This window comes from Staphylococcus sp. FSL W8-0056, from assembly GCF_037963075.1.
In the GTDB taxonomy this organism is placed as follows: Bacteria; Bacillota; Bacilli; order Staphylococcales; family Staphylococcaceae; genus Staphylococcus; species Staphylococcus aureus.
This window is the reverse complement of the sequence record NZ_CP150142.1, coordinates 142,269-154,540: the sequence shown is the minus strand read 5'-3', so window position 1 is coordinate 154,540 and position 12,272 is coordinate 142,269. Positions and strand designations below refer to the sequence as shown.

Annotated in this window: 11 protein-coding genes; 1 reads left to right on the top strand and 10 read right to left on the bottom strand. The window is 35.4% G+C overall.

All coding sequences use genetic code 11. The features are described 5' to 3' along the window. Positions 1-78: 78 nt before the first annotated feature. The 8 genes from gmpC to NSS86_RS00800 form a co-directional block, all read right to left on the bottom strand. Complete coding sequence (gmpC, locus tag NSS86_RS00835; protein ID WP_000825530.1) at positions 79-921, bottom strand: dipeptide ABC transporter glycylmethionine-binding lipoprotein; 843 nt, start codon at positions 919-921, stop codon at positions 79-81. 36 nt (positions 922-957) lie between these two features. After that, entirely contained in the window at positions 958-1,617 is a 660-nt protein-coding gene (locus tag NSS86_RS00830) for a methionine ABC transporter permease (protein WP_000467994.1), read from the bottom strand. Between the two features lie 3 nt (positions 1,618-1,620). Beyond that, the gene (locus NSS86_RS00825; RefSeq protein WP_000569281.1) at positions 1,621-2,646 is read right to left on the bottom strand and encodes a methionine ABC transporter ATP-binding protein; all 1,026 of its coding nucleotides are present in this window, start codon (positions 2,644-2,646) and stop codon (positions 1,621-1,623) included. A gap of 294 nt (positions 2,647-2,940) precedes the next feature. Then, positions 2,941-4,083 carry a bifunctional cystathionine gamma-lyase/homocysteine desulfhydrase gene (locus NSS86_RS00820; RefSeq protein WP_001036648.1) on the bottom strand — a complete coding sequence of 381 codons (1,143 nt, stop codon included), beginning with the start codon at positions 4,081-4,083 and terminating at the stop codon, positions 2,941-2,943. Further along, entirely contained in the window at positions 4,076-4,981 is a 906-nt protein-coding gene (locus NSS86_RS00815) for a cysteine synthase family protein (protein WP_000634098.1), read from the bottom strand. Before NSS86_RS00815 ends, NSS86_RS00820 begins: the two co-directional genes overlap by 8 nt. A 216-nt stretch (positions 4,982-5,197) precedes the next feature. Then, positions 5,198-6,535, bottom strand: coding sequence for a sodium-dependent transporter (locus NSS86_RS00810; RefSeq protein WP_000828719.1), 1,338 nt, complete (start codon positions 6,533-6,535; stop codon positions 5,198-5,200). A 371-nt stretch (positions 6,536-6,906) separates the two neighbouring features. Next, entirely contained in the window at positions 6,907-7,641 is a 735-nt protein-coding gene (locus NSS86_RS00805) for a carboxylesterase (protein WP_001220818.1), read from the bottom strand. 36 nt (positions 7,642-7,677) lie between these two features. Beyond that, positions 7,678-8,352 carry a phosphatase PAP2 family protein gene (locus NSS86_RS00800; RefSeq protein WP_000565813.1) on the bottom strand — a complete coding sequence of 225 codons (675 nt, stop codon included), beginning with the start codon at positions 8,350-8,352 and terminating at the stop codon, positions 7,678-7,680. A gap of 37 nt (positions 8,353-8,389) precedes the next feature. Here NSS86_RS00800 and NSS86_RS00795 point away from each other — a divergent pair, with 37 nt between their 5' ends. Continuing rightward, the gene (locus NSS86_RS00795) at positions 8,390-8,806 is read left to right on the top strand and encodes a hypothetical protein (protein ID WP_001789536.1); all 417 of its coding nucleotides are present in this window, start codon (positions 8,390-8,392) and stop codon (positions 8,804-8,806) included. A gap of 228 nt (positions 8,807-9,034) precedes the next feature. Here the strand turns inward: NSS86_RS00795 and NSS86_RS00790 are convergent, their stop codons facing one another. Continuing rightward, positions 9,035-9,397, bottom strand: coding sequence for a DUF2294 domain-containing protein (locus NSS86_RS00790; protein ID WP_000831496.1), 363 nt, complete (start codon positions 9,395-9,397; stop codon positions 9,035-9,037). A gap of 161 nt (positions 9,398-9,558) precedes the next feature. After that, entirely contained in the window at positions 9,559-12,264 is a 2,706-nt protein-coding gene (locus tag NSS86_RS00785; protein WP_000211545.1) for a YbcC family protein, read from the bottom strand. Positions 12,265-12,272 lie beyond the last annotated feature (8 nt).

Here is a 12,272-nt window from a genome sequence, read left to right as displayed (position 1 = left end):
ATTGGAAATAATTTTATTGTCAAACAATAACGCCCTACAAACGTAAGCATGAACTTTGCTTGTAGGACGCAATATAATTTATTTTGCTAATGACGTTTCTATTGCCTTAATCTCATCTTTAGATAAATTAACAGGTTTCTCTCCATCTTTGACATCTTCCTGCAACGCTTTTTGAGCTTCTTTTGAATGATACAATTCTACGATTTTAGCATATGTTTTGTTATCCAAGTCTTTGTCATTAACTGCAACAATATTAATATATGGCTTTACAGCATCTGAATTTGATTTTTCTAAAAATATCGGATCATTTTTAGGATCTTTACCCGCTTTAGTTGCTACACCATTATTAATAACTGCAATATCGACATCAGATAAAGCACGCGCAGTTTGTTGTGCATCTACTGCAGTAATTTTTAAATGTTTTGGATTTGACGTTATATCTTTCACTGTACCTGCTAATCCGAAATCTTTTTTCAGTTTTATTAAACCAGCTGCTTCTAATAGTTTAAGTGCACGTGCTTGGTTTGATACATCATTTGGAATGACAACTTTAGCACCATCTTTAACCTTTTTGACATCTTTAATTTTATCTGAGTAAATGCCCAACGGTGCTAAAACTGTTGTACTCAATGCTGAAATCTTTGTTCCTTTATGTGCCTTCTTATACTGATCTAAAAATGCAAAATGTTGGAATGCATTCATATCAATATCACCATCGTTTAATGCTTTATTCGGTAAATTGTAATCGGAGAAGTGCTTAATCTCCACATCAATATCATCTTTTTTAGCTAATTCTTTAACCTTCTCCCAAGCCTTAGTGTCATTTGATGCGACACCAATTGTTACTTTTTTATCATTGTTACTACCACACGCTGCTAATAATACAAGTGCTACGATAACTAACCCAATCAATCTTTTCATTCTATCAATTCCTTTCAAAATCTTCACTATATATCATTAATGTCTACGTATGAATCTAGCTAGGACATTCCCTAGCGTTTGAATCACTTGGACAATAATGACTAATACAATAACGGTAATAATAATGACCGTCGTATCAAATCTTTGATAACCATACACTAAAGCTAAGTCTCCTATACCACCACCGCCAACAGCTCCTGCCATCGCCGTACTTCCAATAAGTCCAATAATCGCAGTGGTAATTGCTAATACTAATGAACCTAACGCTTCAGGAATTAAAAAATATCTAATGATTTGTAGTGGTGAAGCGCCCATCGCTTTCGCCGCTTCAATAATCCCCTCGTCTACTTCCAATAATGAGTTTTCAACAAGTCTTGCAATGTAAGGTGCCACATATACAGTTAAAGGCACGATGGCAGCAGTCGTACCAATTGAAGTACCTACTACTAATTTTGTGAATGGCACAATCGCAATTAACAAAATAATAAATGGTAGTGACCTTAAAATATTGATTAAAGGATTTAAAACTTGATGTATCACTATATTGGGCCATATGCCTTGTTTTCGAGTAATTACCAATAAGACACCTAATGGAATACCAATCACTGCTCCTAAAAATAAAGCAATAGATACCATATATAACGTTTCGTACAATGCTTGTAATAACTGTGCACTGTCTAAATCAGAACCAAACATATGTTAATGCACCTCCTCAAATTGAATATTTTTCTCTTTGAAATATTGATTTATTGCCGTGTCATCAAATTGTTGATCTATATTAAATCGAAGCCACATATAACATACGGTGTTACCTTGTATTTCTGACATAGATGAAAATAAAATTTTAACCTCTCTGCCACAAATTTGAATCAAGTCATTTATAATCGGTTGTGTCACCTGAGTTTCCTCGACGAAGATTTTATAATCTTTAAAACCGCCAACTTGTTCGTCATTCAATCGACGAATCAATGATGTACTTGGCTCAGTCTGTATAACTGTAGACACAAAATTTTGAGCAATCGTCGTTTTAGGATGACTAAACACCTCTTTAACAGTTCCTGTTTCAACCACTTGCCCCTTTTCCATTACAGCAACACGATTACAAATGTCTTTAATAACGCGCATTTCATGTGTAATCATCATAATTGTAATGCCAAAGGTTTGATTGACATTCTTTAATAACGTCAATATCGAAGCAGTCGTTGCTGGATCCAATGCGCTTGTTGCTTCATCGCATAGGAGTATTTTCGGATTAGTAACAAGCGCTCTTGCAATAGCCACCCTTTGCTTCTGCCCACCAGATAATTCATCAGGAAATTGGTCTTTTTTATCACTCAATCCTACAAATTCAAGCATTTCCGTTACTCGTTGCTTAATTTCTGTTTTGCTTTTCTTACTTAAAATGAGTGGCATTGCTACATTTTTAAATACCGTAGCTGAATTTAATAAATTGAAATGCTGAAATATCATACCGATATCTTTCTTAATTTCTCGCATGCCTTTTTCGCTATAATTCGTAATATCATGTCCATCTACAATCACTTGTCCATTCGAGGCAGCTTCAAGATGATTCACGAGTCTTACCAACGTACTTTTTCCTGCACCACTATATCCAATCACACCAAAAATATCATTGCGATTGACCGTAAATGATACGTCCTTCAAAGCATCTATTGTTTGCTTTTTCTTATGAAATGATTTACTAACTTGTCGAAACTCAATCATCATCGCCCCTCCTACAAATTCTTATTAATCCACTAGGAATAAGAGCATTATATGTAAAATTGCATATATCGTCAATACAATTTGCCGAATTTTCTAAAAAATTAAAAAAATAATTAATTCATGTGACAATGATGAATTGTGAGACTACTATGACATTTATCAAATTAAATCCATACAAATGTCCACCAAACCTCCATAACTCAATCACGAATGATTAACATCGCACAAAAAAGCACTAGCATTTTCAAAATCAATTTAAGTTGATCTTAAAATATATGCTAGTGCTGCTATTATTTATAGCGTATCTAGTGCTTGTTTTAAATCATCGACTAAATCTTCAGTATCTTCAATACCTACAGAAATTCTTACAAGTCCGTCTGTAATACCTTCTTTAGCTCGAATATCTGCTGGAATGGATGCATGTGTCATCAATGCAGGTACTGAAATTAAACTTTCCACTGCACCTAAACTTTCAGCTAATGTGTAATACGATGTTGCTTTAATCAATTGTTTGGCACTTTCTGTATTTTTCACTTCAAATGCAATCACACCTGTATGGCCATCCGCTTGAGCCATATGGACATCATGATTTAAATGACTTTCAATACTTGGATGGAACACTTGTTGCACAGCTGGATGTGCTTGTAACATTTTAATAATTTCAATAACACTGCGATTAATTTGTTCCATACGTAAACCTAATGTTTTAATACCCCTCACAAGTAAATAGCTATCTTGAGGTCCTAAAATGCCACCTGTTGAATTTGAAATAAATGCTAAACGTTCTGCAAGCTTGTCATCCGATGTTGCAACTAAACCAGCAACGACATCACTATGTCCACCTAAATATTTCGTTGCAGAATGCAAGACAATATCGATGCCTAAATCTAATGGATTCTGATAATAAGGTGTCATAAATGTGTTATCAACGACTGAAATCAAACCGTGTTCTTTCGCAATTTCAGCAGACTTTTTAATGTCAGTAACACGTAATAATGGATTAGAAGGTGTTTCAATAAACAACATCTTTGTTGTTGGGCGTATCGCTTGTACAATTGAATCTGTATGCGTTGTATCTACAAAATCCACTTCAATGCCAAATCGTGTAAATACTTTTGTCAATGCGCGATAAGTACCGCCGTATACATCTGAATTTAAAATAATATGATCACCTTTGTCCAACAGCATAACAACTGCACTGATAGCTGCAACACCTGAACTAAACGCAAAGCCATGTTTGCCATTTTCTAATGCCGCAATAACGCTTTCTACAGAACTTCTTGTTGGATTCGCAGTACGAGAATATTCATATCCTTGACGTAAATCACCAATATCATCTTGTAAATATGTACTTGTTTGATAAATTGGTGTAGTAACTGCACCTGTATAGTCGTCCGTTGTGTGTCCACCGTGAATTAATTTAGTTTTCTTATTCATAATCATTCTCCTCATAATTAAATATTTGCTTAGACATATATCGATCGCTACCATCTGGAAATACGACAACAATCGTACCTTCAGATAATTGCGCTTTTAAATTCAATGCACCTTGTAATGCTGCACCTGAAGAACTGCCTACTAACAACCCTTCATTTATAGCCAAACTTTTGACATTTCGAAAGGCATCTTGATCTTTAATCGTAAATATCCCATCTACAAGACGTCTCTCTAAAAATATCGGCCATTTCTCAGAACCGATACCTTCAGTGTCATGTGCATGAGCTGGCCCTCCATTTAACACGGACCCTTCTGGCTCAACGGCATAACATTGCACGTGATGTTGCTTTAAATAACGTGCGGTACCTGTAAATGTACCGCCAGAGCCAATACCAGCCACAAAATAATCAATTTGCTGTAATGCTGAAGTCAATTCGGGTCCCAATGTATGAAAATATGTATCCGGATTATGTTCGGATTCAAATTGATTCATATAAACGGCACCATATTTTTCAGCATAGGAACGTGCAGCTAATTGTGCCCCATGCATACCTTCAGACTGACTCGTCCTTGAAACATCTGCACCAAGCGCTATCATAATATTAATCTTTTCTTCTGAAAAACCATACGGCGCAAAGATCTTACATTTCAAATGATGTCTATTCGCTGCAATAGCTAACCCTATGCCTGTATTACCAGCAGTCGCTTCAACAATAGTTTGACCTGCACGCACACGCCCTTCTTGAATTGCCTTCTCTACTAAATATTTCCCGAGTCTGTCTTTAACACTGCCTCCAGGATTCCATTGTTCAAGCTTGGCATAAATTTTAACTTTATCATCACTATAATGTTCTAACAGTACTAATGGTGTATTGCCAATTAAATCATAAGTAATCATAGATGCACCCTCATCTGACATGCCGATCAAATGAATGAAACCTTTCTTCATGTCTCAATTTTAATTCTTACTTTTCAGATAAGAATTATAAACGACATTTTGTTATTTTGCAATTATCTAAGTTTCGATTAATTCAGAACCAGTACTAACTTTTCAATTCCAAACAAAAAAACACCTGAGCAACACAAATACTTGTGTGTCAGATGCTTCTATATATTAACTAAATAATTGCACGATAAAGACTAAAATAATAACGACAGGCATCGCATACTTAATTAAGTAATACCAACCATTGAATAATCTAAATCGATCTTTACCAAAATATTGTTGTAATAATTTTTTATCTAATAATTGTCCTATGACAAGCGTAGTACCTAATGCGCCTAATGGCATCAATACATTCGAAACGATGAAATCCATATTATCAAAAATCGTTCCCGCACCGAATCTTACATCTTTTAAGATACCAAAAGATAAGGTTGCTGGAATACTAATGATAAATACTAAAATACTACCGATCACTGCGACTTTTTTACGTTTTGTATTGTCATTCTTCGTGAAGTTAGAAACATTTAATTCTAATAAAGAAATAGATGACGTTAAAGCCGCAAATAAGAACAGCACTAAGAATCCCAAATAGAATAATGTGCCTAGATGCATTTGACTAAAGACCATTGGCAGTACTTTAAATAATAATCCAGGCCCTTCTTGTGGTTCATAGCCAAAACTATGTAACGCCGGAAATATAGCTAGGCCTGCCAATACAGATACAAAGATATTCATAACAACGATAGAAATAGCTGATGACTTAATCGTCATGTCTTTAGAGGCATAACTCGCATAAGTAATCATACCTGTAGTTCCTAATGATAACGTAAAGAATGATTGACCTAGCGCAAACAAGATGCCATCAGCAGTAATCTCTGATACTCTTGGTTGTAAAATAAATTTCACACCTTCTAAGGCACCATCTAATGTTAAAGACTTAATCACAATGATGATTAAAAAGACAAACAGCAATGGCATCATAACTTTCGATGCCTTTTCTAATCCTTTTTCAACACCTAACATGACAATAATCATCGTAGCGAATATGAATATACCTTGCCCTAGAACAGTTAACCAAGGATTTGATATTACCGCTTCAAAATTCATTTCTTGGAGATGATTGATGCGTTGAAATATAACTAATTGCCATAATACTTGTCCGATGTAAATGACAATCCAACCACCGATAACACTATAGAAGCCAAATAAAATAAACACGGCCAAATTACCGTTCCAGCCAATGATATTGAGCCATTTTTTACCAGTTAATTTACTATATATTTGTGTTGTATATGTCCGTCCCATTTTCCCAACAGTGAATTCCATAATGAGTAATGGCAACCCAACAAAAATGGTGAATATTAAGAACATAGCTAGAAAGGCACCGCCGCCATAAATCCCTGCCATATATGGGAATTTCCACATGGCACCAAGACCGATTGCAGAACCCGCACTAGCTAAAATAAATCCAGTTGATGACTTCCATTGTGATTGTTGTCTTTTCATCATTCACATCTCCTTTAAAGCGTTAAAGCGTCTACGTGTTTAAGTAACACTCTAACATGTATGTAAATAACATGCAATACACCTGCATCAAAATTGTTTCATTAATACGGTAGCGCCTGTATTTATCATAATATAGTCAACTCTTGTAATGTGTTGTCATTACGCTACATTAAAATTTCTGGTTCAACGCTGTATACGTGCGCCAATATCTCGCCACATAACAACTTCAGGTACAATGCCCATAATATTTCCACGACATCACACTACAAATTAACTTTGTCTAAGTTCCCTATACTATCACGCCACAAAAAACACTCAAATGACAAATATAATAACATCGTCACTCAAGTGTTAATATTTAAAATCTTCAATTATGTTAAAGCATTGAAAAAGCGAATAACATTTTCTTCTAAAATATCTCTGCCTTCTCCATGTGTCATTAAATGATGCGAATCCTTCAGACCATTTAATTCTTTGTCTACTGATCCTAAATGTTCATAAATAAAATGTGCACTTGTTTCATAGGATGGCTCATCTTTACCACCAAATAATATATTAGCTGGAATTTTAATAACATTTAAATTTGTCATGATATCATCAATAAAATGCTGAAACTTCGTAATTTCACCTTCATAATCATCAATTGCTGCTAATTGCGCACTCGATGCTTGCTGATCTAAATTTAAAATATTCGACATGCGTTGACTATAATAAACTAAATGTTCTATTAAGCCATCATCACTTTTTTCCTTTGGTGCTGACATGACAGCGATACGTTTCAACGGGTAGTGCTGCGCCAATTTTAATGTCATTAATCCACCTAAAGACACACCCGTTGCACTGATAGATTCATAACCTTCATTGACTAAAAATTGGTAAGCTTTCTCAACTTCTTCCCACCAATCATCTACATTATATGTCATGAAATCTTTCAACAGTAAACCATGACCTGGATAATTCGGTGCATAACAACTAAATCCTTGGTCATTTAACTCAGCTGCAAGATGCTTCACATCCCGATTTGTACTTGTAAATGAATGTAATAATAATATCGCATGTCCATTTGTGCCTTTTAAATAAGATGGACTCGGTGTTTTAATTCTCATTTTTCTATATACCTCCACTATGTCTAAAGATGTTTGCTAAACGCGTTGTCGTCGATGATTAATAAAGTATGGGTATACCATTAAGAATAACGCTACCCAAATGATTGCTAGTGACGTGCCGCCAATGACATCTGAAAAGTAATGTGCATGAAAATAAAGGCGACAAAATAATATGCTAAGCCATAATATTCCCATAACTAGCGCACTCAACACTTTTGTTATTGTCTTAGCAGCAACTGAAATAATAATGATCATTAAGGCGAAATATAATAATGTGCTGGCGTTGGAATGTCCACTTGGAAATGAAAAGCCTGTATCAACGGCTAAATGATTATATGGTCTTGGACGTAAAACAGTATCTTTAATTAATTTGTTCATGATGACACCTGAAACCAAATATGTCACAAACCAAACCGCTAAATGCCTCTGTTTAATAAACAGTATGATTGTGACGATAATTGAAATCAACACGACACCTTTGACATCTCCAATTTCCGCACTAAACGTCATATAATAATTAAACAAATTGTTAACATACTGACGTTGTGGCTCACCGAAATAATCTGTAAACCATGTTAATGATCCCATATCTATATTTTTAAGCCATTCTTGATTTGTCACTACACCGTAAAACATACCTATAAATACAATCAGCGCGATTAAAAATAAAGGCACTGTCATTTTCGGTGATGTTAATTTTTTATCTATCATCTTACAATCTCCTCGTATCATCATTTTCATTTTACAAATGTTATCCATAATATCAATGTGCCACAAATTTCACTTTACCGACAATATCAAAATTATAAAGTTCATATTGTTATGTATATTGCAAATAAAACATTGTATAATTGAAATAACAATATTTTGCTATTTTCAATTTAGTACGATCTATATTTATTATACAGAGGGGGTAAGGCGTATCAATAGAGTTATTTTTGTCTATATAGCGTTAATCATTACATTAGTTAGATTCTTTACCCCTATTCATCCATCGTTTTCAAATTTGATTTACTGGATATTTGTATTATATTTTATTCCTATTATACTATGCGTTATCGGTTTCAAGGCCGAAAAACTTATTGCAACAATGGTCATTATACCTAATTTTTTAGGTATACTTTATCGATTATATGCCTACGTCACACATATACTCTTTATGTAAAAGGATAGTGGGCATGTCTCGCAACAAATATGCTTGCGTTGACTTGTCACCATTCGCAAATTTTATGACATACGCCTTTCACGGGCTATATTCAGACCCACGCATTCATCCACGTAATAAACACATCATGTAATAGAAAAACAGCACACCCAAATATATGGCGTTGCGCTGTTTAACCAAGCATACTTCTATAGCTTTAATAAGCCAGCAGAAGCATACCTAACCTTCTTAAATATGCTTTTCCAAATTATCCTCAAGTTTGAATACGATAATACGTTCACCTGTAACTGTACTTAAATCACTGTGGAAGCTCATCACTTTGATACCTGTAATTTTAAGAATGATATCATTCAAATCTTGCTCACCGGATTCAACTAATTCAGAACGTGTTCGTTTAATATTTAGTAATCCTTCATTCGTACTACACACACGATATTCTGCTGGCGTTAAGATACCTTGTAAACTAATAATCACCATATCTCTTAAAATGTCTGATTTAACTGACAAGGAACCTCTGCCAAGGAAATCTTTTTCCCATTGCGTAATGGCTTTACTGATTTCAGCTTCGATTTCACCTTTCGTTCTTTTCATATCACTAACTCCAATAATATTAAAATTGATTACTTCATCTTTGTATCGTTATCACGACATCAACTATTACATTAAGTTTATCATTTTTAGTATATTTTAAGAAGCTAGAACATTGTAGATATGATGATATATTAATTACTTAGCATCGCAACATATCATCGTTAAATCCAACTTTTAAAACGCCCTTCCTCATTAACGCTCATTAAACGCAGCCAATGATTAGACACCTTCCTAGCGAAATGCTCATTATTCGCGAATAGTCTAGCTACAACATAGTCGGGTGCCTGAATAACGACAAGTAAACGAATTGGCGAATGATACATCGTCCGATCAGCAGCCATAACAGATTGCCATGATAAGCCATACATCAGATCACTCGCATTACCTTGCATGACACCAACACCTGACGTGACGGTTTGTGTCGCTTTATTCCCACTTCCGTAAAAATGCGGCGCAACTGTCGACGCATAATATTGTAAATTAATCCATTGTGCCACAAGCGCCGGACCAGAAATGATGGTATTTAACAATTTGCCATCTTTATCTTTACGCCAATCATAATTGTGTAAAAATGTCCGCCCTTCTAAATCAATGCCTTTTGTTAATTGGCGTCGTCCAATTATAAATGATGCATTTTTAGCCAAGCCCCATTCTGGACGTACCTCACTCCAATCACTTGCAAACCGCTGTGCTTCTTCCACTGGATGATTCACACGACCAATCGTTGGCAGTTTGTCCAAACGTTCGCGATTCGCTTGTTCAGAAATCATCGGCATCGCGTCATTCAATGATTCATATGCATCTAGAGCTAAAGCTGATAATGTGTCTGGCACATATACCCATGCCAACGTATCAGTAGACGTATGATGTTCTGCTGCCGCAAAAACAGTTGTCTCTGGAATATACACACCTGATTGTTTTAATCCTTGTCTGACATTTGGACGATTACATATCATCGCTAATAACTTAGCATTAAAACCGCTTGATGCGCCACCACAAGCCCCACATTCAAGTGATGCATGATGTGGATTATTGTGAGAATGACTAGCATGACCTGCTAACACAACGAACGGCGCAAATGCTTCGGTTAAATCCATCAATTTCAACGCTTGTAACGCGAAATCAATTTGCTCTTGCTCAGTAAATCCAACAGGTAAGTCTGATGTTCGGTCAAACTCACGATCAATCGTTAACTTTGTTTCAGGCTTTTTCAACCATTTTTGTTTTATTTTTTGTAAAGACGCGCGACTTTTTCTAGGCATAATCGAATTGACAATGGTACTCAAGCTTAAAAATGGCCCACTTAATTCAGGCAATAACAGACTAGGCATAACATTATTTTTCATCAATTTAAATGTGTAAAACATCGATGACATTGTCTGTTGCTGTTGTCGATAAACATTCATATCGTAGCGGTCTGCAAATTCTTTAATGCGATATGCCGGCGGTACCATGACAGGTAATGAATCATGTTTGAATTGTTCGTCTACGGCATCTTTTTGAATAGGTAATCCAAAGAAACCTGCAATACCAATCGTTTCAAAGGGCCCTGCTGCTTCGATATGTCTACGAAATGGTTCTGAACGAACATCTATACAAAATGCAATTTGCGCTTTCGTTGATGTGCCCACCTGATTTAGCTCGCTATTATTTTCATCAACTGCTTGTGTGTCATTTAACAATACTGAATGTGGCTGATTAGCGTTATCATTTTCTGAGACATTTACTTGGTTTACATCTAATGCGCCCGCCACACTTTCATGACCTGCTTTAATTTTTTGTTTTAACTGAGATTCGTATGTCATTTCCCAGGCAATTAGCCATAAATTTTTAAATACATTTTTATTCATAGTTGCTGCAAAATGAATAAACGTTTGAATTTCATTGACGTCATGTTGTAGTAATACATCGCTAGGCATATCACTGTAGTAACACAATGATGCAACAGTTTGCTTAAACCAATTTTCCGATCTACTTTCACAATCTTTAGTGACTGACTTAAACTCATCACCAACTAGCAATTGTTCGACAACTAACCGAATTGCCAAATAATCCGTTAACAAATGTTGTTCAAAGTGATGCTGTTGTGAACGGTAATACAACATACCTGCCCAACCCGGTAACGCCAAAAGATGTCCTTCAACATAAGCTTGGTAGTCTTCCTGATCTATTGAAAAATAAGTTAATACTGACTCTATCGTCATTTCAGGATCATTGGGTAAGCCTTTAATCACTTGGCGCTGTGCTTTAGTAAAACTATGGTCATGTTGCGCTAAATGCAACCATGCATGGTAAAAACTTTGCTCACGCTTCGGCATTGTCCAACTCGATAGAAATTGATCGATATAAAGTTTCGTCCATTTAATCATTTGACGATTCACTTGTTCGCTAAGTGGCTCACCTTGTTCATCTATTATTGCATCACTCATCGGACGTACATCATAGTGATGATATGATTCAGCCATATCACGTTTTGATTTTTCTAATAGTAGATCAGCAACAACATCAACATTTGAATGATTCATATATGATGCAGGTACGTCTTTTAATGTTTTAATGTTATCAATATAAAGATTGATGTAGTGTTGCGGGATATTGTAGTGATGTTCAAGTAACATATCAGTAACAAGTTGATTAAAGACACTTTCATCTAATTCACCACGTGCCACAGCGCTTTCTATTAATGCTTTATTTGGGAAAATATCCACATCGCGAACGTCACGTAACCATTTTGCGACATCTTCAAACGTATCCGCTTCTAATCCTTCCCAGGGGTTACGTGCTGCAAAAATCGAAATCGGTGATAATGGTGTAATAACACGTTTCGCATTTTCAATGACTGAATTGATATTTAACTGTGTTGTCATACCTTTCA

What these genes read in the sequence shown, in the direction of transcription:
- NSS86_RS00810 (WP_000828719.1), bottom strand. Translation starts at nt 6,535, where the DNA reads ATGAAAAGACAACAATCACAATGGAAGTCATCAACTGGATTTATTTTA.
- NSS86_RS00800 (WP_000565813.1), bottom strand. Translation starts at nt 8,352, where the DNA reads ATGATAGATAAAAAATTAACATCACCGAAAATGACAGTGCCTTTATTT.
- NSS86_RS00795 (WP_001789536.1), top strand. Translation starts at nt 8,390, where the DNA reads ATGTTATCCATAATATCAATGTGCCACAAATTTCACTTTACCGACAAT.
- NSS86_RS00830 (WP_000467994.1), bottom strand. Translation starts at nt 1,617, where the DNA reads ATGTTTGGTTCTGATTTAGACAGTGCACAGTTATTACAAGCATTGTAC.
- NSS86_RS00825 (WP_000569281.1), bottom strand. Translation starts at nt 2,646, where the DNA reads ATGATTGAGTTTCGACAAGTTAGTAAATCATTTCATAAGAAAAAGCAA.
- NSS86_RS00805 (WP_001220818.1), bottom strand. Translation starts at nt 7,641, where the DNA reads ATGAGAATTAAAACACCGAGTCCATCTTATTTAAAAGGCACAAATGGA.
- gmpC (WP_000825530.1), bottom strand. Translation starts at nt 921, where the DNA reads ATGAAAAGATTGATTGGGTTAGTTATCGTAGCACTTGTATTATTAGCA.
- NSS86_RS00820 (WP_001036648.1), bottom strand. Translation starts at nt 4,083, where the DNA reads ATGAATAAGAAAACTAAATTAATTCACGGTGGACACACAACGGACGAC.
- NSS86_RS00815 (WP_000634098.1), bottom strand. Translation starts at nt 4,981, where the DNA reads ATGATTACTTATGATTTAATTGGCAATACACCATTAGTACTGTTAGAA.
- NSS86_RS00790 (WP_000831496.1), bottom strand. Translation starts at nt 9,397, where the DNA reads ATGAAAAGAACGAAAGGTGAAATCGAAGCTGAAATCAGTAAAGCCATT.
- NSS86_RS00785 (WP_000211545.1), bottom strand. Translation starts at nt 12,264, where the DNA reads ATGACAACACAGTTAAATATCAATTCAGTCATTGAAAATGCGAAACGT.